This is a genomic window from Emergencia timonensis (assembly GCF_900086585.1).
GTDB lineage: Bacteria > Bacillota > Clostridia > Peptostreptococcales > Anaerovoracaceae > Senimuribacter > Senimuribacter timonensis.
On record NZ_FLKM01000008.1, the window covers coordinates 1,687,948 to 1,710,026 of the forward strand.

The following is a 22,079-nucleotide window of genomic DNA, read 5'->3' on the forward strand; positions in this document are numbered from 1 at the left end:
AGGAGGCTGTTTTATTAACGACAAAATTTAATAGTGCCAGCGGTCCGGCTTTATGTCTGACCGCTGGTTGCCGTGGGCGTTTCACTTTTATAGGTGGACGCCCTTTTTTCATACTCATTTTCGAGAGAAAGGAGATCCACATGGAATTAAACGAAATGGAAAAAAAGCTGCTCTTTCAAGTGGAGGGCGATTATCAGACAAAGATCCTGAATGAACTTTATATGACCGTGCGGTATTCAAATAATTCCGAACAGCGGGAGGCGGCAGAAGGTCTTATGGCAAAACTTCGTGTTCTGTCAAATGCAGAGTGCATGGACTTGGTAAAAGATATTCAGAAGAATTACCGTCTGCCCTATCCAGCCCGGACGATTGGAGAAAAGATCGCCGAGGCCAGACAACAATCAGGGGCAGAAAAATTGAAGGGGCATGACATCATGGCACTTGAACGCTTTGATCCAGAAGTAAAGCACATGATCGTCTTTGATGTATTGTCTTACGATTCCCCTGTTGGCGACAAAGGCGATAAGATGCGCTTGTTCCTTACAGATGCCGGCTATCAGAAATTTTTAGAGAGCCAGGAACGGGGCGAAGTGAAACTGAAAAACCATGCGAAGGTCTCTGACGGTCATCTCCATTATGACCGCAGGGATCATGCCTTGTAACGGAATAGTCGAAGAAAGGAGGCGGTACAATGGCAGTATTCCGTGTAGAGAAAACAAAGGACTTTACGATAATGAGCAATCACCATCTGCGCAATACGGAGTTGTCCTTAAAGGCAAAGGGGCTTTTATCACTTATGTTGTCGCTGCCGGAAGATTGGGATTATACCACAAAGGGACTCGCCCATATCTGCAAGGATGGTGTGGATTCTATCACTACTGCCCTGAAGGAACTGGAGCGGCATGGTTATCTCACCAGACAGCGCCTCCGCTATGATAACGGGCAGTTGGGAGACATTGAATATACGATCCATGAGCAGCCTGTAAGTACCGAAAACACAGGGCTTTCACCTAAACGGGAAAATCCAAGACAGGTAAAACCAGAACAGGCAAAACCTAAACAGGCGGAACCTGAACAGGAAAATCCGGCACAATTAAATACTAATCCATTAAAAACAAAAAAATCAAAAAAAGATAAATCAATAACTTATCCATCAATCTATCCGGCAGAGCCGGAAGCGGCAAACCGCACGGATGGGATGGATCGGATAGAGCTGATAGAAGCCTATCGTGAAATCATCAAAGAAAATATTGAATATGACTTACTGGTCTTACGGTATGGCAGGGAACGTTTGGATGAAGCCCTTGAACTTATGCTTGAAGTGATTTTGTCGAAACGCCCTTACATTCGCATTGCCGGAGATGATTTTCCGAGGGAAATCGTCAAGAGCCGGTTCCTGAAGATCAATTCCGGCCACTTAGAGTATGTCTTTGACTGTATCGACAAGAACACAACGAAGGTCGGAAACATCAAAGCGTATCTGCTGGCGGCGCTGTATAATGCCCCGGCTACAATGGACAGCTATTACCGTGCCGAGGTCAATCACGACCTGTACGGCTGTTAGGCACCTTTGGGTGTCTTTTTTCATTTCATCACAGGAAGGAGGCAAAGCACAATGAAAAGAAACACTGTGCCGGTACTATGCCCGGCGTAACCAAAGAACAGATTCAGGCAGCGCGGGAAGCTGACTTGTTTACTTACCTGCAATTCCATGAACCCGGCGTGCTGAAACAGGATGGACCTAATTTCCGGCATAAGGAGCATGACAGTCTGGTATATGTGACCGGGAAAAGGTACTGGTACTGGAACAGCCGCGGACGGAGTATCAATGCGCTGGACTACCTGATCCAGATTCGGGGATATGGTCTTGTGGATGCGGTTCATGCTCTGGTAGGTGGCGAAATCCCACAGGAACCGGCTTACCGAAGTACGGCAGAAATACAGGTATCAAAAGAGCCGGAAAAGAAAACATTCGCTCTCCCCTGGGCCAGACGTTGCGCGACCGCTGCGGTCTTCTATTTGCAGAAACGGGGGATCAGCTCAGAAGTCATTCGCCAGTGTTTACAAGCCGGGATTTTTTACGAAGCCCGGTATCATGGAGAACCGGTTTGTGTGTTTGTTGGGAAAGATGATTCCGGGAAAGCGAAGTTTGCCTGTATGCGCAGTATCAGCGGCAATCTCAAAAAGGATGTCTATGGCAGCGACAAAGGATATAACTTTTGTTATCCCCCGCAAAGTCCGGGCAGCCGGCATGTGGCAGTCTTTGAAGCTCCTATTGATGCGCTTTCCCATGCGACACTTCAAGAGCTGGAGGGATGGAAATGGAATGGTTATCGCTTGTCTTTGGGCGGTACTTCCCATGTGGCGCTGACTTCTTTCCTGGAACGCCACCCGGAGATACGGCGTGTTACCCTTTATATGGACCACGACCTTGCCGGATTTGTCAATGCCCGGAAAATCAAGACCATGCTTCACGAGGATAAACGTTTCCGTCATATCCGGGTAAGTGTCAACCCTCCCCGGATGGGAAAAGATTACAATGAGAAATTGCTGCTGGTTCGGGAACAACTGCAAACCAGCCAGCACCAACGCCGCCCAAAAGAGGCGGCTGTTTCAATTTAGGGAGGATTTCAACATGAATGGATCTCAACATATCTGCTTTACAGACAGCGCCGGAAAAGCGCTGTTTTCCATTCCCGACAATGGTTTACTCTGCCTGTTCTATGGAAACGGGGACAGGCACTTTGCTGTTTGTCATCGTCTGGATGACACCCATGCAGAAATTGACGGGGTAAATTATTCGATGCCGGACTTTGCCAAAAGGATGAAACACAACCAGATCAGCTTTGCCCCGGCATAAGGCTGGAAAACAAATAACAGGAGGATTTGAAAATGAAAAAAATTGAAAATACCGCTTTGCAGATGATTGCCGAGGCTTCCCGGTGTCCAGACTACGGCCCCGATATGGTTAAATCGCTGATGAAAAAGCTGGACATGAACGAAAAGGGCTTTGCGCTTTTGATGAATGTTGCCCCATCCACAGTGCGTCTTTGGACCAGCGGAGCTGCACAGCCTTGCGGCACAGCAAAACGCCTCATGCAGATTTATGAAACCGGTCCGGAGATTGTCGGCAAGATTGCCGGTGGGCAGCTACCGGCAGATGGGAGGGATTGATTAAATGGCGGGGACAGATAGCCAGCCGTTTGCGGAAAATGAGCAGGTCAAAGAGCTGCTTCACATGAAAGGAGGAATTTGATTGAATCAGGAACCACTACCGCAGATTCATTTGATCCGCGATACAGACTTATCCGTCTTTGCGTATGAACTCCATATTTTTGCCGGAGATTTTCTTAGAGAATGCGAATTCAATATGCGTTCTCTGGCAACAAATACCGGGGCTGATTCCATTGCCATCATGGGGAAAAATCACATGTGGCTTTCCGACGCCTTATTTGCTTATTGTTCTACGGCGGATCTTCATCAAATGATCTTAACAACGGAGTTCATCGGAGCGAGGGCTTTCCTGTTTCATACGGATCGGAGCGAGGGCGGTCACTTGTACGGAGATGTCCTGATGATGGATTTAGACACGCTGCGGCAGGATATAAAAAGAAATATCCTCTATCCCTGCGGCGTCAATATTGAACGCAAAGATGGTTCAGCGGCTACGGTCAGCCTGAAAGAATGGACTGAAATGGAGCTTTACGAAAAAGATGCTCTGAAAAGTTGGGGATTTTCTTATGCCCCGAATCAAGTTACGGAATGGCAGTACCACTATTCCACGATGTTCAGACAGTGGATGGATCAGGCATTTCGTTATATGCCCCAGGATTTAGAAGAACGCCTGAATATGCAATATATGGAGGCAGCCCAGAACCCGGATATGGATAAGTACCGCATACCACAGGGAACGGCAAAGCAGATGCTTCTTTATGACGAAGCCCCTGTGTATCGCCTTCTTCCATCCGGTTCGGAGAAAATTGCGCCCATCGCGGCAATCTCTACGGGCCTGTGGTATGAAAATTACCGGGAGTTTGCCATTGCACCGGAGGATTTAGGCGCTCTGGACAAACTGATCCGCAGGGAAACTGACCGGCTCACAGGAAACCTCCCACAACTTCACAAAAACGAAGAACGCCGCCCTGCCCCGGAGCGATAAGAATTTTACACTGACTGGAGGTGATGAAGATTGGCAGGAGTGCATGAAGATTTCGGCGAAAAGATCGGCGGTGCGAAAAAAGACCTGTGGAAAGACCGCGGGCTGTATGCAGATGATCTGGAAGCCATGAATGAGCGCGAAGCCGAAAAATTTGTGAAAAAGGATAATGTTTGGAAAAAGCCGGACTATGCAGCCATGCTGGAGGAAGGGATTCCTCTTGGCGTGGTCTATTTTATTAAAAAAGCAAGAGACGGCTTAAACGCTTCCCCTCAGTATTACCGCACGGATGACACCCCGGAAAAACGGACCGCGAGACAAAAGGAATATATAAAAACAGTCCGGGAATTGCAGACAGTGCTTTCAGATGTCCGTACTGTGGAGGATGCTGTGAGAGCCTATGACCGCTTTTTCGTTGACAATGGATATTTAGAAAAGGTACAGGGCTGGGGAAGCGGAATCCATTACCGGGCAACGAAAAAGGGACAGGACAATCCCGTGATCACAAACAAATTGTCCAATACCATGCTGATCCGCTCAGCTGAATATTTTGAGCGCAACTTTACTCAGGAAGCAAAAAAGGAACAGTTTTGTGTTTCCAAAGAGCAGAAAATACCGAAAGGTTATGCGATCCACTTCAACGACGGGAAACAGACCTATTCTAAAAATGGGGACTGGAAACCCGGTACCTACTATGTGACAAAAGGCTATTCGATCCTGCGGACCAATTTTGGGACCAAAGAAGCTGCCCTGAAATGGGTGCAGGAACTTGCCAAAGGCAGGAACAAAAACGGAAAGATCCGTTTTGTCCCTCCACAGCTTGCCCATGTCAAACGTACCGGACCGGATTATCGGAATGGCGTGGAGATCACCGGACAGCATTATCTTGATACCTTTGGGTTCCGCGGCGGTGAGTTTGGAAACTGGATGAACCAGAACGACCGGCAGACCTCCCTTAACATGGGATTTGAAGCACTAAAGGATCTGGCGTCAGCCCTTAAGATCAGCGATAAAGATATTGCTTATCAGGGAACGCTTGCTATCGCTTTTGGTGCAAGAGGCAGCGGCAATGCTGCGGCTCATTATGAACCTTTGCGTACAGTCATCAATCTTACGAAAATGCACGGGGCCGGTTCGCTGGCACATGAATGGTGGCATGGACTTGACGATTATCTTGGTACAAAGATGGGCGCAAAAGGGATGCTGTCAGAACAGCCCCGCCTCTATGCACCGTTCCAAAAACTCATTGACACCATGAAGTATAAACCGGAAACACCGGAACAGGCAGCAAAGCGCACGGAAGCACAAACAGAACGCACCCGGAAAAATGCGGCAAGCTGGCTGGATTCCTCGGTTCTTGCCTCTCTGAAACGGTATGGCAATGAGGAACAGATGGAAACCTACGCAGTCTTGCGGGAAGCATTTTTGTCCGGCGAACCCGGCTCTGTGGGACAGATCAGCGCATTTAAGAAGAATGTTACCGGCCGGGTAATTCCCAAAAGTGAACGGGAACGGCTGGAAATTTTTGAGCGTATGCTTTCCAGGATGCAGGCGCAGGAAGCTCCGCAGATTGGACGGACGGAAACTGATTTTTACCGTAATTCGGTACGCATGGGAAAAGAATGTGAAAAAGACGGCGGTTATTGGGACAGCAATGTGGAAATGACAGCCAGAGCCTTTGCCTGTTATATCAAGGACAAACTGCCCTACACATCGGATTATCTGGCAGGCCATGCCGACTGTGCCCTTACCCTGGTTTCCGGTAAAGACGGAGAAATGGAGGTATTGAAAGCCTTTCCTGTGGGGGAAGAACGCCGTGCGATCAACGCTGTTTTTGACGAGATCATTCAGGATTTGAAACGGGAACAGCTATTGACCCATGCCGATGTAACGCTTCCTCTCTCTGTTTCTGAACTTCGTGAGGCAGCGGACGGTCAGCTATCCATGTTCGGCGTCGGCCGTCCTTCCGTGATGGATCAGCTTGCGGCAAACAGGCCGGCAGATAAAAAATCACCGGCACAGACGTTTTCCAGAAAAAACCACGAGCCGGAAATATAGCAGGAGGTGAACAGCATTTTGGAAGAAAATAAAGATTATCATGCCTACCGGTATGGCGACCACTTGACGCCGGGATCGGAGCTTAAAATTGAGCACAGCGTAGTTTGTGAAAATGTGGATATTTCTACACTGATCACAATGGGAACAGATAGCCTGGAAGCCATGCGCCAGGGAAGTATCGACGGGGAGCAGAAAGCCTATGAAATCGTGGTGGCTGCCGCAAAACAGTGGGAACAGCAGGCAGCGGCAACACAGACGATCAACCGGGCTTTGGAATATCTTCGTACACCTGAGATTGAACATACCGGCAATCAGTGGAAAGACACCGATAACTGGAGGGCGGATCAGAAAATCAGCAACCGGGTCTATCAGATGACCTGCAGTATTTGGGAAGATACGAAATATGACAGGGAAACAAAACAGAGTATTCCGGTTGCCTGGTATGTGACATGGGAAGTCCGTATTCATTCCCCGAAGCAGGGATATGGAGAAAAGATTGCCGGACAAAACCAGAAACGATATACAGATAAGAATGCAGCCATAAAATACCTGGACGGGCGGAAGAAAGCCTATTCCCATTTATTCACGGAAATTTCCCCGCCAATTCCGAAAGAATATGAGCGTCATTTTATGGTTCATGGCACTCTCTTACCTGGTTATACGGTTGAAGGACTGGAACAGACCAAAACGGAACATGCCGCCGCCGAGGTTTCGGAGGGCGGTATTTTTACGCCCCAAAACCAGGAGAAGCCTTCCGTCCTGGGGAAGCTCTCTGTGGCAAAAACCCAGGAAAAAACGCCAGCCGCTCCCGGTATGGCAATGAAAAAGAAGGAGGATATACAGTTATGAAAGTGTTAATGGTAGAGCCGGGCAAGTCCCCTTATGCTGCGGAGATTGAAAGCGGTCTGAAATCTTTGCAGGCGGCAGTGGGTGGAGACATTCAGGCGGTCTATCCGTATGAGGACCCGGTGGCTCTGATCTGCAATGATGAAGGCAAGCTGATGGGACTGCCTCTGAACCGGGCTCTCTTTGATGATGACGGCCACGTTTATGATATTGTGTCCGGGAATTTTCTGATCGTTGGTCTTGGCGAGGAAGATTTTACAGACCTTTCCCCGGACTTGATGGAGAAATACGGGGAGCAGTTCAAGTACCCTGAAAAATTTGCAAGGATTGCCGGCGAGATCATTGCAGTCAAGCAGCCTGCAACCAATGAACACCGGGAAAAACCGATGATGCACCATTCCGGCCCGGATTTGTAGAAAGAAAGGAGCCAATTATGTTAATGGCAGTAAATGAACCTTATGCCCTTATGGTGCAGCCGGACGATATTCTGATCTCTCCCCGTGAGGTAGATGAACATTTTGGGACGATGGTATGCTTCCATCCCCGCTATGCGCTGGGCGACCATCACAACTATATGGACAAAGACGACTTCCTGCGGGAAATGTATTTAGATACCGTAGGACATGATGAAGCCGGCATGAAACGCTATGAACGGATGGTAAACATTGTAAGCAGCCGTTTCCGGTATGGACCAAAGACAGAGGAACGGGCGATCGATGAAGCAATGCAGAAAGTAATTTCGGAAAAGTATCTGATGCTCCCCCTCTATCTCTACGACCACTCAGGTCTTGCCATGAGTACAGAAAGTTTCTCAGGCAGGGCCCCTCATGCAGAATGGGACAGCGGACAGGTCGGCTGGATCTATGTTTCCAAAGAAGATGCCCTAAAGGAATTTGACGCTGACAAGATGACCGGCGCCATCCGGCAGAAAGCGGACGCACTGATGCGCAGTGAAGTCGCCGCTTACGATTCCTATCTGCATGGCGAATGTTATGGGTTTGAGCTTTATAAAAACGGGGAGCTGTCGGATAGCTGCTGGGGCTTTATGGGTAACTTTTCCGATGTGTTGAAAGATATGGCGGAATACCTCCCGGATGAGTGCAAAGGGATGGTCGATCATCTGGAGGAACAGGAACGCCCGGCTACGATCATCAAGACGCTTTTGAAACATGCTAAAATTCAGGTCGATCAGGCAGCAAAAGCCTTTGAACACGCTTCCCGACAGCAGGTTCTTGGGGAAAGCCGGTAAAAAGTTATTTCCATATTATAAATACCGATTTTATCAGAAAGGAGGATGCTCTTGCAGGAAGATCTCGAACAACGAACGGTTTCTGTTTCTATACAGGCAGCAAAACTGTCAGGGCGGGTACTGCGTGCGGCTATTGCTGCGGTACTCCAAAAGATGGAACAGGAACGCACAATGCCAAAAGTCGGGCGCAACAGCATGAAGCGGCTGACTTATAAAGACCCCGGAGCCAATACCATTGAAGTTTCAGGGCGAATCCGCTCTTTTGAACGGTATGCCAGAAAACATCAGGTACGCTACCATATAGAAAAGGAACTTGGGACCGATCCCCCAAAATGGACGGTATATTTCAAGGCAAACCAGGCGGATGCACTGACGGCAGCTTTTAAGGAATATACAAAGAAAGACCTTACACGCAGCAGCAGACCGTCGCTGCTTACACAGCTTCATAAGTTCAAAGAACTGGCACAGTCGCTTGGTCGTGACCGTGTAAAGAACAAAGAACACGGAGGACCGGAACGATGAAGATCGATGCAGAAACACTGAAAAAACAGGTCATTCTCCATCTGCCTTATATTCTGTTCCTTCTGGTATTTGCCAAGCTGGGCGAGGCGGTGCGTCTGGCTCCCGGAGCAGACGCTTCCCAAAAGCTGTTAGGACTGTCCGAAGGCTTTGCCCTTGCGTTTCAGAGTATGTGGCCGGGAGCGGCAATGGACTGGCTGATTGGTTTATGCGGTGCAGCCATTATGCGGCTGGCAGTCTATCTTAGAGGGAAAGACGCTAAGAAATACCGCAAAAATGTGGAATATGGTTCTGCAAGATGGGGAAATAAAGCCGATATTGCCCCATTTATGGACCCAAAGCCGGAAAACAATATCATTCTTACCCAAAGTGAAGGACTGATGTTAAACGGACGGCCCAAAAATCCGGCCAATGCAAGAAATAAAAATGTACTGGTAGTCGGAGGATCAGGTTCGGGAAAAACGCGCTTTTTCATCAAGCCCAATCTGATGCAAATGCACAGTTCCTACGTCGTCACCGATCCGAAAGGTAGTGCGAGACGTTCCAGTCTGAAAAGGACTGGCACATCTCAACTGAATCATTGTTTATTGTAATGAAATTAGTTCGAGTTGGAGAACTGAATGCGTGAATAGTCGAATGAAGGGGTAACGCCCTGAAAGGCTACTCTAATACTCCGGCTGGCATGGAAATGAGTAAACATTGAAATGTCAGAAGCCCGGTGAAGTCGGCAGAGAGATACCGTAACAATAGTAGTTGACGAAAGCTGTCCAGAGGTGGATGGTGTATCCTATATGCCGGGAGTCTATAAAATACCTATGGTTAGAATGGTGGATGTTACATAATCCACTGACGAACCCTCGAATGTACGGGTCTATATCGGGACTAAGTAGAAATGCTTAGTAACACAACTAGTGTTGCTACTGCGGGTGAGTAAGACTTCTGCCTTTATGAAAATCCGTGCAATGTTACAGGCATTGATGTGGTAGCAGGCTCAGAGATGGGAACCTACGGGTATATATGAACAGATAACGCATTCGGAACGTCGTAAGCTGACAGCGTGGAGATTTTACTGTCTATGAAACGTATCGAACGGGAAAGTCATCGTGAGATTAGCGATGATATAAGGGAGATAATGTCAGTGAAAGCGGTGGCATAGTACCGATGAAACCGTGATAACAAGCGGTGGAGGGATAGCCACTAGTCATACATTAGAGTAAATAAGTTACAAATGGTATGGGTTCGAGTAAGACTAAGAGATGTAATAACTCCCAGATAGGAGGTTACAGACCATACAAAAGAAAGCTAAGCTCCGGTACAACGAATATTACGATATGCAGAAAGCATTCGATGAGTTGTATCAGCAGAGCAAAAATGGTAACAACTTTTATAAGTTATTAGAAATTATCGGTTCAGAGCAGAATATTTGCCTGGCATACCGAAACCTAAAAACCAATAGCGGAAGTAAAACCGCTGGTACAGATGGTAAAACAATCGAGGATATCAAAGGTCTATCGGACAGGGAAGTAATTGAAACTGTCAGAAAACAATTAGCAGATTATCATCCGCAATCAGTCAGGAGGGTCTTTATTCCTAAGCCCGGAAGCGATAAAAAGCGTCCGTTAGGGATTCCATGTATCTGGGATAGACTGATACAACAGTGTATCTTACAGGTGTTAGAGCCGATTTGTGAACCTAAGTTTCATAATCACTCCTATGGATTCCGGCAAAATAGAGATGCCCACCATGCGGTCAGCAGAGTTGTCAGTATGGTAAATATGTATAAACATTATTATTGTGTGGATGTGGACATCAAGGGCTTCTTTGATAATGTAAACCACGGAAAGCTGCTAAAACAGATATGGACATTAGGTATACGAGATAAACGATTGCTATGTATCATTAGCAAAATATTAAAATCAGAAATTGAAGGAGAAGGAATACCGGACAAGGGTACACCGCAAGGTGGGCTGATTAGTCCGCTACTTTCGCTCATTGTGCTGAATGAACTTGATTGGTGGGTAAGTAGCCAGTGGGAGACTTTTACACCAAATGGAGTGAAGAAAGGCAACATGAAAGGAAGTAAGGGCTGGTTGAGTTATGCACGAAAATATACAAATCTAAAAGATGGGTATGTGGTGCGTTACGCTGATGATTTTAAAATTATGTGCAGAAGTTATACTGATGCACAAAGATATTATCATGCGACAATAGACTTTTTAAAGTCAAGATTAAAACTCGACATTAGTCCGGAGAAGTCCAAAGTTGTTAATCTCCGAAAGAACTCTTCTGATTTTCTGGGATTCAAAATTAAAGTCCTGCCAAAAGGCAAGACCAGATATGGATACATTGCTAAAACTGATATGAGCGATAAAGCCATCAAAAAGGTTACTGCTGAATTAAAGGCAAAAGTGATTAATATAAGGAAACACACAACTGTTGGTAGAATCAATGCCTATAACATGGCAGTGATAGGGATACAGAATTATTACTGTATTGCTACCAACATATATAACAATCTAACGGATGTTAATTACGCTCTCTTACCAACCTTTAGAACCAGATTATCATGTATTGGAAGTACAATTCCGTTTGCGGAAACGCCCTATGAATTTCAACAGAAAACTGTAGGAATCAAGAAAGAAACCAAAATTATAACAGTAGGCAAAATGCCACTACTGCCACTTACAGGAGTTCATCACAAACATCCTATAAATTTTTCACAAGATATTACCAGCTATACAGCTAAAGGAAGAGAAAAGATTCATAAATCTGTCCAATGTGTAGAAACACAGGAATTACGAAATGTGATGAAGTATAGGAATCCTAATGAAAGCATTGAATTTAATGATAATAGTATTTCTGCATACCTCGTGCAACAGGGGAACTGCTATGTCATGGGAAATAGGCTGAATGTAAATCAAATGAAATGTATAAGGAAAATTCCAGTGGGTGAAGGTGGTACAGATAGGCATACTAATATCGCATTTATTTCAGAGGAAATATGGCGAGCTGTTATGACAGAGGATATTTCAGAAACTATCAGAATAATGAAGAAATTCAATATGGACGACAAGCAAAGACGGAGATTCAACCGATTGCGTGAAAATTATGGATTACTACCAATTAAGAAAAGATAACTTATAAATTTACTTGAGTATGATGGCACGCCGTATGATGCGAAAACATCATGTACGGTGTAGAGCGGGGGAAAAGGTGGAGATTACTTCAAAGCCTTACCTATCGCTATCAGTCCTTGTGGAATGCGGAAAGATGTTGCAGCGAGGCACACCAAAGCTGGATAAGGACGGAAAGCCTATGCGTAATGAAAAAGGAAAGATTATCTATGAGCCCTATAAAATACGGGTATTCAATACGATCAATTTTCAGAAAAGTATGCACTTTAACCCATTCGCCTACATTCATTCCGAGAAAGATATTCTGAAGATCGTCACTACCCTGATCGCCAATACCAAAGGCGAAGGAAAAGCCGGAGACGATTTCTGGGTCAAAGCAGAAACCTTGCTTTATACGGCACTGATCGGATATATCTACTATGAAGCTCCGGTAAACGAACAGAATTTTGCCACACTGGTAGAAATGCTGAACGCAATGGAGGTCCGTGAGGATGATGAATCGTTCAAAAATGCCGTTGACCTTCTCTTTGACGCGCTGGAACAAAAAGACCCGGATCATTTTGCCCTGCGTCAATATAAGAAATATAAGCTCGCTGCCGGAAAAACAGCAAAGTCGATCCTTATTTCCTGTGCTTCCAGACTGGCTCCTTTTGACATTAAAGAAGTCAGGGAAATTACCATGTATGACGAACTGGATCTGGATATGCTGGGGGATGAACGGACTGCTCTTTTCCTTATTATGAGTGATACGGACGGGACCTTTGCATTTTTGATCAGTCTGATCTATTCCATTTTGTTTAACCGCTTGTGCGAACGGGCAGATGATATATATGGCGGAAGGCTTCCCATCCATGTACGCTGCCTGATCGACGAGGCGGCAAATATCGGGCAGATCCCGAACCTGGAGCGTCTTATGGCGACCATCCGAAGCCGTGAGATCTCTGCCTGCCTGGTGCTGCAGGCGCAAAGCCAGCTCAAAGCCCTGTATAAAGACAACATGGACACCGTCATCGGTAACTGTGACGCCTCTCTTTTCTTAGGAGGCAAAGAAGAAACCACCTTAAAAAGCTGGAACTCCCTATTGGGGAAAGAGACCATCGACCTGTATAACACCAGTGTCACAAAGGGCAATCAGGAATCCCACGGACAAAATTTTCAAAAGCTGGGAAAGGATCTGATGTCGGTGGATGAACTGGCAGTTATGGACGGGGGCAAATGTCTGCTGCAGATCAGGGGTGTGCGGCCGTTCCTCTCCCGGAAATACGATATAACCAAACACCCAAATTACAAACTGCTTTCCGATTTTAATGAGAAGAACGCTTTTAATATCGAAAAGTTTCTTTCTACCCGGATGCCGATGCGTCCCGGTGAACGATACCGCAATTATGAAGTCACAGCCGAAGATCTGGCTTCCCAGACTTTATAGAGTTGTTCCTGCCTGTCAAAGCATGATGCCCCGGCAGGCTTTGTTTTTGTCACGATGAAAGGAGGATTTTTTGAGGATTCGTGATTCTCCCTGAAAAGTAAATAACCGCAGGATTCTTCCTGCCCCATGCCGCCGTGCTGTTTGAAACAGATTTTTTTCTAAAAACAGTGCGGCGACTTTTTTTGTTTCCGGCCTGATACGGCCATATCACAAATTAAAATTTCTGAAATTAAAGGAGGAACATTATGGCATTTTTTGCAAGCGCGATTGATACTTTGAAGATCCTTGTGATCGCCCTGGGCGCAGGTCTGGGCGCATGGGGTGTTGTAAACCTTCTCGAAGGTTACGGAAATGATAACCCAGGTGCAAAATCCCAGGGGATCAAGCAGCTTATGGCAGGCGGAGGTATCGCTCTGGTTGGTGCAACGCTGATTCCGCTGCTTTCCGGCCTGTTCGGTTAAGGGCTGATTTATGGGCAGTCTGTTTGAACGGATAACAGACTGGATTAAAGAGGGCTTGATCGATGCGATCACCGGACAGTACACCAGCATTTTCAACTCCGTCAACAATCAGGTTGCGGATGTGGCAAATCAAGTAGGACAGACCCCGCAGGGCTGGAATGGCGGCGTATTTTCCATGATCCAAAATCTTTCGGAAACTGTCGTCATTCCCATTGCGGGCATGATCCTGACCTTTGTTCTGGTGTATGAACTGATCCAGATGATTCTCGAAAAGAACAACATGCACGAATTCGATACATTCAACATCTTCAAGTGGATTTTCAAGACTTTTGTTGCCACTTACCTGCTCACCAACTGTTTTACGATTGTGATGGCGGTCTTTGATGTGGCCCAAAATGTGGTGTCGCAAAGTGCCGGTGTCATAAACGGGAACCTGGATGTGCAGGCGGCGTTGTCTGATCTGGAAACCCAGCTTGAAGCAATGGGAATGTGGGAACTGATTGGACTGTGGCTGGAAACCAACATCATCAATCTGTGTATGTGGGTACTGTCCATCGTGATCTTTGTCATTGTATATGGCCGTATGATCGAGATTTATTTAACCGTGAGCCTTGCACCGATCCCGTTTTCCACAATGGCAAACCGGGAATGGGGACAAATGGGAACCGGGTATCTGCGTTCCCTTTTTGCCCTGGGTTTTCAGGGTTTTTTGATTCTGATCTGTGTTGCCATTTATGCAGTGCTGGTCCAGTCTATCCCATCGTCCGGCGACGTGCACGGCGCGATCTGGGGAACGGCGGGTTATACGGTACTGCTGGCCTTTGCCCTGTTTAAGACAGGTTCGTTATCCAAATCCATATTTAATGCAAGATAGCATGAACAAAACCAATTCTAAAAAGGAGGATTTTATATATGAGTAAAACCAATACAGAAAAAATGGCGCCGGAGACACAGACGCCGGAAATGACAAACGGCATGAAGCTGGATGTCCGCGTGCGTCCGATCGCCCCAATGGGAAACCTGCTGGCGTTTGCCAATGTTACGATTGGCGGATGCTTTAAGATTGACGGTTTCCGTATCTGTTCCAGTGAAAAGGGGCTGTATGTCAATATGCCCGCAACCCAGGATAAGGGCGGCAACTGGAAAGATGTCTGCTGGCCGGTTACGGCAGAGTTCCGCAAGCAGCTCAACGATGCTCTCATTGATGGGTACGGCCAGGCTATTGAAAATTTGCAGGCGACTCTTGAAGCGACAAAGGGAGCTGCGGAAAAACCTTCCCTGACCGGTACATTGAAGGAAAATGCCGGTAAGGTCAAAGAACAGCCGACTAAACCTGCCCCATCTAAGAATGAGCAGGCTCGCTAATGCCGGAAACGAAACAGTACGGCATTATCTATGCCGATCCGCCCTGGCATTATGACAGGAAACATGGAAGCGGCGTTGCGGAAAACCATTACCCCACAATGAGCATTGAAGAAATCTGTGCCCTGCCGGTATCGGAACTTGCCGCAAAAGACAGCGCCCTCTTTCTGTGGGCAACCTTTCCGCAGCTTAATGAAGCCTTCCGGGTGATCGACGCCTGGGGGTTCAAATATAAAACGCTAGCTTTTCTATGGCTCAAACAGAACCGGAAAGCGGATAGCTGGTTTTATGGCATGGGCTTTTGGACCCGCTCAAACGCGGAGGTCTGCCTGCTGGCAACCAGAGGCCGTCCGAAACGCCAGTGTGCGGGAATCCATCAGTTTGTGATCTCCCATATTGAGCAGCACAGCAAGAAACCGGACGAGGTGCGGGATAAGATCGTAAAACTCATGGGCGATCAGCCCAGAGTGGAACTGTTTGCAAGACAAAAGACTCCCGGCTGGGATGTATGGGGCAATGAAGTGAACTGTACGCTGACTATGCCGGAGCGAAAGGGGTGATTTTGATAGAACAAGATGCAAAGCGGCTGCTTATGGAACGGCTGGACGAGTGTTTGAAGGTTCATGCGGATATGCTGGATGCACAGAACATCGGCAGCATTTACGAGTTGCAGGGATTTTCGGAACTCCACTATTATCTGAAGGTTGAGCATGTATTTACTCCGGCGGAAGTAGAGGCACTTCTTTCTTTTCAGGACCCGTTGGATGTAGCCCGATGGTGCTGGGAAGAAAATAACCATGAACACAGTTTCCCGATCTGCGATCTTCTCAAAGAAATTGATGCAGAGCAAAAATTTGAACATTTCACAAGCGAACCTTCCGCACAGGACAAATATACGCTCCTGATGAAACGGCTGGGACAGAATTACTTTGCTTACAGGGAAAGCCTTATGTCAAGAGATAAGGAATCCTTAATTGAAAAAGCTGCTGAAATTACAGCCATGCAGGAGGCGTATTCCTATCTGACAACAAAGTTTGAGTTCAGGGATGAAATGCTGGATGATGTGCTGGCGCTTGAGAATCCTTTGAAATACTTTGCAGACCGTTGGCTTATGCCGGTTTCAGATGTGTTCGACGTGGATATGGATATTCGGGAAAATATTGCCGGAATCCGAGACAGCCAGGAATACCTGTGTCAGAGAGAGCCGGCTGTTTCTGTCCTGGCACGGCTGCAAAATGCGGCTCAGGAAGTGCGGGAATGTCCGGCTGCGGAGAAACCGGTACGCGATTTCGGTGCACGGTAATGGGCCGGAAATTATATTACGATGGGAGGTGTATAGATGCCTTATGTACCTGTACCAAAGGATTTAACCAAAGTTAAGACTAAGCTGGCCTTCAATCTGACGAAGCGCCAGCTTATTTGTTTCAGCCTTGCCGGACTTGTCGGCCTTCCGGTGTATTTCTTTACCCGCGGGGCGATCGGCAATTCGGCGGCTGTACTTTTGATGATCGGGCTGATGATGCCCTTTTTCTTCTTCGCCATGTATGAGCGTGACGGGCAGCCGGCAGAAAAGATCTTGAAGAACCGGCTCCGTTATAAGCTCTGGCCGAAGGACCGTCCATACAGGACGGATAACCTGTATAAATCTATGTCAAAGAAGGAGGTTACAAAGATTGCCAAAAAACAAGCAGCAGGAAGCTCAGGAAAAGCGTCTGCAAAAAAATATCAGGCAGGCCAAAAAGACCAGAGCCGATGCAAAGCAGGGCAAAACTAAGTCTGCCCGTTCCAAGCCGTCTAAAAAAGGCGGCTTTTTTGCCGGGCTGAAAGCAGATGCCCCGCAGACGGTCCAGCAGAGCATCCCCTACCGTGAAATGTACCGGGATGGGATCTGCCGGCTGACTGATACCCTTTACACCAAAACGGTGCAGTTTTTTGATATTAACTATCAGCTTGCACAGGCAGATGATAAAGCACAGATCTTCGAGGGTTACTGCGATTTCTTAAATTACTTCGATGCCTCGATCCATGTGCAGCTTACCTTTATCAACCAGCGGGCCAATATGCAGGATTTTACCAGAAGCATTGACATCCCTCCCCGCGGCGACGAGTATGACGGAATCCGCAGGGAATACGGGGATATGTTAAAGAACCAGTTGCAGAAAGGAAATAACGGTCTCACCAAACGCAAATACATTACCTTTGGAATCGAGGCAGATGACCTGCGTACTGCGAAAATGCGTCTGGAACGCATTGAAACGGATGTGCTGGCAAATTTCAAGACCCTGGGAGTTCAGGCGAGATCCTTAAACGGACTGGAACGTCTGGAACTTCTTCACAGCCAGCTTCACCCGGACGGTCAGGAAAAGTTTCATTTCCAGTGGTCGGATCTGCCTAAGACTGGTCTTTCTACCAAAGACTTCATTTCCCCATCCGGGCTGTCTTTTTCAAAGGATGGAAAGACATTCCGGGTAGGCGACCATTCCGGTGCTGTCTCCTTTTTGCAGATTTTGGCGCCGGAGCTTACCGACCGGCTTTTAGCGGATCTTCTTGACTTAAACGACGCCGTGACCGTCAACCTGCATATCCAGTCTATCGACCAGGCGCAGGCGATCCGAAACATCAAGCGTAAAATGTCGGACCTGCAGAAAATGACCATTGAGGAACAAAAGAAAGCGGTCCGATCCGGGTATGACATGGACATCATTCCCACCGACCTTGCCACCTATGGAGAGGAAGCCAAAAATCTTTTGCAGGATTTACAGAGCCGCAATGAGCGCATGTTCCTTGTGACGGTACTGGTGGAAAATATCGCTGCCAAACGTCAGAAGCTGTTTAATGATATTTTTGCCGCTTCGGGTGTGGCACAGAAATACAACTGTGCCTTAAAACGGCTGGATTACCAACAGGAACAGGGGCTTATGTCCTCGCTTGCTCTTGGCACGAACCAGATTGAAATTGAGCGCGGGCTTACGACCAGCAGCACAGCGATCTTTGTACCGTTTACCACCTGTGAATTGTTCCAGGAGGGCGAGGCGTTGTATTACGGTCTGAACGCCCTTTCCAATAACCTGATCATGGCGAACAGAAAAACGCTGAAAAATCCCAATGGGCTGTTTCTCGGTACCCCAGGAAGCGGTAAATCTTTCTCTGCCAAGCGTGAGATCGTCAATGTGTTTCTTCTGACGGAGGACGACATCATTATCGCTGACCCGGAAAATGAGTATGGGCCGCTGGTACAGCAGTTCGGTTCCCAGGGGCAGGTCATTGATATTTCTCCTACTTCCACGAACTACATCAACCCGATGGACATCAATCTGGACTATTCCGATGATGAAAACCCAATTACTTTGAAAAGTGATTTTATCCTGTCGCTGTGCGACCTTATCATCGGCGGCAAAGAAGGGCTTTCCCCTATTGAAAGGACGATCATCGACCGTTGTACCAGACTGGTGTACCGGGAATACCTGCAGAACCCATGCCCGGAAAATATGCCGATCTTAGGCGATCTTTACGAGCTGCTTTTGAAACAGTCTGAACCGGAAGCACAGAATATCGCAACGGCACTGGAAATCTATGTCAATGGTTCCCTTAACGTGTTCAACCACCGTTCCAATATCCAGATGGATCAACACCGGGTACTGTGTTTCCAGCTTAAGTCACTGGGAAAAGCCTTAAAGGAAATCGGGCTTTTGATCATGCAGGATGCGGTGTGGAACCGTGTCACGGCCAATCGCTCCAAACATAAAACAACCTGGTTCTATATCGACGAATTCCATCTTCTTTTGAAAGGGCAGACAGGAAGTTTCAGCGTGGAGATCTGGAAACGCTTCCGTAAATGGGGCGGAATCCCATCAGGTTTAACGCAGAATGTCAAGGACCTTCTGGCTTCCCGTGAGATCGAAAATATTTTTGAGAACTCGGACTTTATCTATATGCTCAACCAGGCCCAGGGAGACCGTCAGATTTTGGCAAAGCAGTTGGGGATCTCCCCGCACCAACTTTCGTATGTGACCCATTCCGGTCCCGGCGAGGGGCTTTTGTTCTTTGGAAATGTGATCATCCCCTTTGTGGACCACTTCCCGAAGGACACACTCTTGTACAGCGTGCTTACCACAAGACCGGATGAAGTGGCGGGGACCAAAGCATGAGGCAAAAATTAAAATGGATCGGAGGTGAGAACAATGGCACACGACAGGGAATTTCAAAGGAAGCGTAAAGATACCCGGATGCCGGTGCGTGATTCCCACGGGGAGGATCAGCCGGCAGCCAGGCAGACCGAACAGGATTTTGACCTGCGCAGGGCACGGGACACCCCTTCTTCTGTCAACGGCAAGACACACAGGCAGGACATCCCTGTACAGACGGAATTTTCCCATCTGTCACCGGAAACACCGGAGTCCTTGTTGGAACAGGGCGAAGCGTATGCAACCGCTTTGGATGGTTTTTCGGAACACTTTGAGACACCGGATGCTGCCAGGACAGCGCCCCCGATACAGGACAACGTGCGAAGCAATTTCCGGCAGGAGGCTTCCAGACGTTTTCTTGTAACAGAGAATGCGACAGACCATGATACCGGAAAATATGCTCCTTCTTCCGAAGGCTCAGCCACACCGGACAGCACAGACAGATCCAGTCAGGAACACCGTTACCGGACACATCAGCATGGGAACAAATATCAACAGCGTTTTCAGGAAGCGGCACAGGCGGAGGAACAGGCAGCGCAGAAGGAAAAGGGTGTGGATAGCGAACCGCCAAAAACATCCAAGCTGGAATTTACTGCGGATGAACTGCCGCCGCAGACAGAGGATAAAAAGCTCACCCATGCAAGGCGGAAGGCCGAACGTACTGCACAAAAAGCAGAGCAGGCACAAAATCGTCTGCCGGCCCGGAAGAAACTGCGCATGGAGACGGTTTCCGACCCGGAGACCGGAAAAGCCAAAAAACACTTAAAATTTGAAAAGGAGGTCAAATCACAAAAGGCCCATGTAAAAGGGCCTGTACCACTGCGTCCGGTCAAGGCGGGCGCCAATACTGCCATTGGTTACGCCCATAAAAAGATTTATGAGGCAGAGGATGAAAATGTGGGGATCAAGGCATCCCACCGCTCTGAACTTGTGGGCGAGGCAGGGCTTCGCACGGCATATCACCGGCATAAAACTGCCCCCTACCGAAAGGCAGCGAAATTACAGCAAAAATCAGCAAAGGCCAACGCAAGACTTGCTTACCGGCAGGCTCTTAGCGACCACCCGGAGCTGAAGAAACATGCGATTGCCCGGATATGGCAGAAACAAAAACTGAAAAGGCAGTATGCCAAGGCTGCCCGTGAAGCCGGGAAACAGGCAAAAAATGCCGCAGTCGCAACAGAGAGGGTCAGCGTCGGTATTGTCCATGCGGTCAAACGGCACCCTGTAATCTGCCTTGTCCTCCTGCTTCTCCTTTTGGTAATTTTCCTGATCACATCCCTGTTTTCCACGTTCTCCAATATCGGGACCGGCGGTTTGGGAAGTCTGGCTGCTTCTACCTATCTTGCAGATGATCAGGACATCAACCAGGCGGAGCTTACCTATACCGAATGGGAAACGGATCTGCAAATGGAAATAGACCGGGTGGAATCAGACCGCCCCGGCTATGACGAATACCAGTATAACCTGGGCGCAATCGAGCATGACCCGTATGTGCTGATGGGGTATCTGACTTCTGCTTATCAGGGATTTACTTACGATGAAGTGGAAAGCGTGCTGCGGCAGCTTTTCCAGGAACAATATACCCTGTCCTTTTCAGAAGAAACCGAGATCCGTTACCGCACCGAAACTTCCGTTGATCCGGAAACCGGGGAAGAAACCCAGGAGGAAGTGCCTTATGAATGGCGCATCTTAAATGTCAAGCTCACAGTCACACCTCTAGAAAACCTGGTCGTTTCCCGGATGAACGCAGACCAGAAAGAGATCTGCGAGATCCTGCTGCAGACAAAAGGAAACCGCCAGTATGTCAAAAATGTCTTTGGCACCAACTGGCTCCCTTATGTGACCAGTTATTACGGCTACCGGGTACATCCCATCAGTGGGGAAAAGAACTATCACACCGGTGTGGACATCGGGATGCCGGAGGGCACAGAGATCCTTGCCGGGCATGACGGAACGGTCACCCTTGCGGGAAATGTCGGCGGTTATGGCTTGTGTGTCGCTATTGAAGGCGAGGCATACGAAGGACATACCCTGACGACCAAATACGGGCACTGTTCCCAGATCCTTGTTTCTGCCGGGCAGGAGGTCAAAGCCGGGGATGTGATTGCAAAGGTCGGGAATACCGGAAATTCTACCGGGGCCCACCTGCACTTAGAAGTCCTGGTTGACGGCCAGTATTTGAATCCCCTGTATTTTGCCGATACCGGCGATACCAGCGAACGGCACCTGCCGGAAGTTGGTTCAGGCGGCACAGGAAACTACTTCGATTATGACATTCCACCGGAAGCCCTTGCGGATGAACAGTTTGCCGCAATGATGGCCGAGGCGGAAAAATATCTTGGCTATCCGTATGTATGGGGAGGCGCAAGCCCTTCCACTTCCTTTGACTGTTCCGGCTATGTGTCCTGGGTGATCAACAACTGCGGCGTTGGCTGGAATTTCGGAAGGCTGACCGCGGATGGTCTTTTAGGTGTATGTACGCCGGTATCAAGTGCGGATGCAAAACCGGGCGACCTGATCTTCTTCCAGGGGACCTACAACACCAGCGGCGCAAGCCATGTAGGGATCTATGTGGGAAATGGAATGATGATCCACTGTGGAGACCCGATTTCTTATGCAAACATCAATACAAGCTACTGGCAGCAGCATTTTTATACATTTGGGCGTCTGCCTTAACAGATTGG

General features: G+C 47.9%; 20 protein-coding genes and 2 pseudogenes. All 22 read left to right on the top strand.

Annotation, left to right across the window (positions count from 1 at the left end):
* Positions 1–140 precede the first annotated feature (140 nt).
* The 22 genes and pseudogenes from BN6539_RS09000 to BN6539_RS09105 all read left to right on the top strand — a co-directional run bounded on the left by BN6539_RS09000 (position 141) and on the right by BN6539_RS09105 (position 22,071).
* Positions 141–662, top strand: coding sequence for a DUF5720 family protein (locus BN6539_RS09000; protein ID WP_005361050.1), 522 nt, complete (start codon positions 141–143; stop codon positions 660–662).
* A 29-nt stretch (positions 663–691) separates the two neighbouring features.
* Complete coding sequence (locus BN6539_RS09005) at positions 692–1,564, top strand: DUF6017 domain-containing protein (protein ID WP_005361053.1); 873 nt, start codon at positions 692–694, stop codon at positions 1,562–1,564.
* Between the two features lie 77 nt (positions 1,565–1,641).
* Positions 1,642–2,622 carry a DUF3991 domain-containing protein gene (locus BN6539_RS09010; protein WP_067536870.1) on the top strand — a complete coding sequence of 327 codons (981 nt, stop codon included), beginning with the start codon at positions 1,642–1,644 and terminating at the stop codon, positions 2,620–2,622.
* A gap of 13 nt (positions 2,623–2,635) precedes the next feature.
* On the top strand, positions 2,636–2,860 hold the full coding sequence (locus BN6539_RS09015) for a hypothetical protein (protein WP_005361058.1): 225 nt from the start codon (positions 2,636–2,638) through the stop codon (positions 2,858–2,860).
* Positions 2,861–2,892: 32 nt separating this feature from the next.
* Positions 2,893–3,174 carry a helix-turn-helix domain-containing protein gene (locus BN6539_RS09020; protein WP_005361060.1) on the top strand — a complete coding sequence of 94 codons (282 nt, stop codon included), beginning with the start codon at positions 2,893–2,895 and terminating at the stop codon, positions 3,172–3,174.
* A gap of 82 nt (positions 3,175–3,256) precedes the next feature.
* A complete protein-coding gene (locus BN6539_RS09025; protein ID WP_040446567.1) occupies positions 3,257–4,159 on the top strand; it encodes a hypothetical protein in 903 nt (300 codons plus the stop codon).
* Positions 4,160–4,198: 39 nt separating this feature from the next.
* Entirely contained in the window at positions 4,199–6,214 is a 2,016-nt protein-coding gene (locus tag BN6539_RS09030; RefSeq protein WP_330385078.1) for an LPD1 domain-containing protein, read from the top strand.
* 18 nt (positions 6,215–6,232) lie between these two features.
* Positions 6,233–7,063, top strand: coding sequence for a hypothetical protein (locus BN6539_RS09035; RefSeq protein ID WP_067536877.1), 831 nt, complete (start codon positions 6,233–6,235; stop codon positions 7,061–7,063).
* Positions 7,060–7,476: a DUF3846 domain-containing protein gene (locus BN6539_RS09040; protein ID WP_064786913.1), complete on the top strand. Its 417-nt coding sequence runs from the start codon at positions 7,060–7,062 to the stop codon at positions 7,474–7,476. Before BN6539_RS09035 ends, BN6539_RS09040 begins: the two co-directional genes overlap by 4 nt.
* Positions 7,477–7,493: 17 nt before the next feature.
* Complete coding sequence (locus BN6539_RS09045; protein ID WP_067536880.1) at positions 7,494–8,309, top strand: hypothetical protein; 816 nt, start codon at positions 7,494–7,496, stop codon at positions 8,307–8,309.
* 51 nt (positions 8,310–8,360) lie between these two features.
* A complete protein-coding gene (locus BN6539_RS09050) occupies positions 8,361–8,831 on the top strand; it encodes a PcfB family protein (protein WP_067536884.1) in 471 nt (156 codons plus the stop codon).
* A pseudogene (locus BN6539_RS09055) lies at positions 8,828–9,361 on the top strand (type IV secretory system conjugative DNA transfer family protein); the annotation flags it as partial. The gene BN6539_RS09050 and the pseudogene BN6539_RS09055, both read left to right, overlap by 4 nt.
* 798 nt (positions 9,362–10,159) lie before the next feature.
* Positions 10,160–11,965: a group II intron reverse transcriptase/maturase gene (gene ltrA, locus BN6539_RS09060; RefSeq protein ID WP_242869388.1), complete on the top strand. Its 1,806-nt coding sequence runs from the start codon at positions 10,160–10,162 to the stop codon at positions 11,963–11,965.
* 109 nt (positions 11,966–12,074) lie between these two features.
* Positions 12,075–13,388 (top strand): annotated as a pseudogene (locus tag BN6539_RS09065) (VirD4-like conjugal transfer protein, CD1115 family); the annotation flags it as partial.
* Between the two features lie 245 nt (positions 13,389–13,633).
* Positions 13,634–13,849, top strand: a complete 216-nt coding sequence (locus BN6539_RS09070; RefSeq protein ID WP_005361081.1) for a Maff2 family mobile element protein — start codon at positions 13,634–13,636, stop codon at positions 13,847–13,849.
* A gap of 10 nt (positions 13,850–13,859) precedes the next feature.
* A complete protein-coding gene (locus tag BN6539_RS09075) occupies positions 13,860–14,723 on the top strand; it encodes a VirB6/TrbL-like conjugal transfer protein, CD1112 family (RefSeq protein ID WP_015542956.1) in 864 nt (287 codons plus the stop codon).
* Positions 14,724–14,761: 38 nt separating this feature from the next.
* Positions 14,762–15,214: a SpoVG family protein gene (locus BN6539_RS09080; RefSeq protein ID WP_067536894.1), complete on the top strand. Its 453-nt coding sequence runs from the start codon at positions 14,762–14,764 to the stop codon at positions 15,212–15,214.
* On the top strand, positions 15,214–15,771 hold the full coding sequence (locus tag BN6539_RS09085) for an MT-A70 family methyltransferase (protein ID WP_005361089.1): 558 nt from the start codon (positions 15,214–15,216) through the stop codon (positions 15,769–15,771). The genes BN6539_RS09080 and BN6539_RS09085 overlap by 1 nt, the downstream gene beginning before the upstream one ends.
* 2 nt (positions 15,772–15,773) lie before the next feature.
* The gene (locus tag BN6539_RS09090) at positions 15,774–16,514 is read left to right on the top strand and encodes a hypothetical protein (RefSeq protein WP_235695189.1); all 741 of its coding nucleotides are present in this window, start codon (positions 15,774–15,776) and stop codon (positions 16,512–16,514) included.
* Between the two features lie 36 nt (positions 16,515–16,550).
* Entirely contained in the window at positions 16,551–16,985 is a 435-nt protein-coding gene (locus tag BN6539_RS09095; protein ID WP_005361092.1) for a PrgI family protein, read from the top strand.
* Positions 16,885–19,359, top strand: coding sequence for a VirB4-like conjugal transfer ATPase, CD1110 family (locus BN6539_RS09100; protein WP_173745474.1), 2,475 nt, complete (start codon positions 16,885–16,887; stop codon positions 19,357–19,359). The genes BN6539_RS09095 and BN6539_RS09100 overlap by 101 nt, the downstream gene beginning before the upstream one ends.
* A gap of 33 nt (positions 19,360–19,392) precedes the next feature.
* Positions 19,393–22,071: a CD1108 family mobile element protein gene (locus BN6539_RS09105; RefSeq protein ID WP_055158515.1), complete on the top strand. Its 2,679-nt coding sequence runs from the start codon at positions 19,393–19,395 to the stop codon at positions 22,069–22,071.
* Positions 22,072–22,079: the final 8 nt, after the last annotated feature.

Bases quoted from the DNA above. Each gene is read 5' to 3' on its own strand.
- BN6539_RS09040 (WP_064786913.1), top strand. From the start codon at position 7,060: ATGAAAGTGTTAATGGTAGAGCCGGGCAAGTCCCCTTATGCTGCGGAG.
- BN6539_RS09105 (WP_055158515.1), top strand. From the start codon at position 19,393: ATGGCACACGACAGGGAATTTCAAAGGAAGCGTAAAGATACCCGGATG.
- BN6539_RS09070 (WP_005361081.1), top strand. From the start codon at position 13,634: ATGGCATTTTTTGCAAGCGCGATTGATACTTTGAAGATCCTTGTGATC.
- BN6539_RS09010 (WP_067536870.1), top strand. From the start codon at position 1,642: ATGCCCGGCGTAACCAAAGAACAGATTCAGGCAGCGCGGGAAGCTGAC.
- BN6539_RS09075 (WP_015542956.1), top strand. From the start codon at position 13,860: ATGGGCAGTCTGTTTGAACGGATAACAGACTGGATTAAAGAGGGCTTG.
- BN6539_RS09080 (WP_067536894.1), top strand. From the start codon at position 14,762: ATGAGTAAAACCAATACAGAAAAAATGGCGCCGGAGACACAGACGCCG.
- BN6539_RS09000 (WP_005361050.1), top strand. From the start codon at position 141: ATGGAATTAAACGAAATGGAAAAAAAGCTGCTCTTTCAAGTGGAGGGC.
- BN6539_RS09045 (WP_067536880.1), top strand. From the start codon at position 7,494: ATGTTAATGGCAGTAAATGAACCTTATGCCCTTATGGTGCAGCCGGAC.
- BN6539_RS09095 (WP_005361092.1), top strand. From the start codon at position 16,551: ATGCCTTATGTACCTGTACCAAAGGATTTAACCAAAGTTAAGACTAAG.
- BN6539_RS09085 (WP_005361089.1), top strand. From the start codon at position 15,214: ATGCCGGAAACGAAACAGTACGGCATTATCTATGCCGATCCGCCCTGG.
- ltrA (WP_242869388.1), top strand. From the start codon at position 10,160: ATGCAGAAAGCATTCGATGAGTTGTATCAGCAGAGCAAAAATGGTAAC.
- BN6539_RS09005 (WP_005361053.1), top strand. From the start codon at position 692: ATGGCAGTATTCCGTGTAGAGAAAACAAAGGACTTTACGATAATGAGC.
- BN6539_RS09015 (WP_005361058.1), top strand. From the start codon at position 2,636: ATGAATGGATCTCAACATATCTGCTTTACAGACAGCGCCGGAAAAGCG.
- BN6539_RS09020 (WP_005361060.1), top strand. From the start codon at position 2,893: ATGAAAAAAATTGAAAATACCGCTTTGCAGATGATTGCCGAGGCTTCC.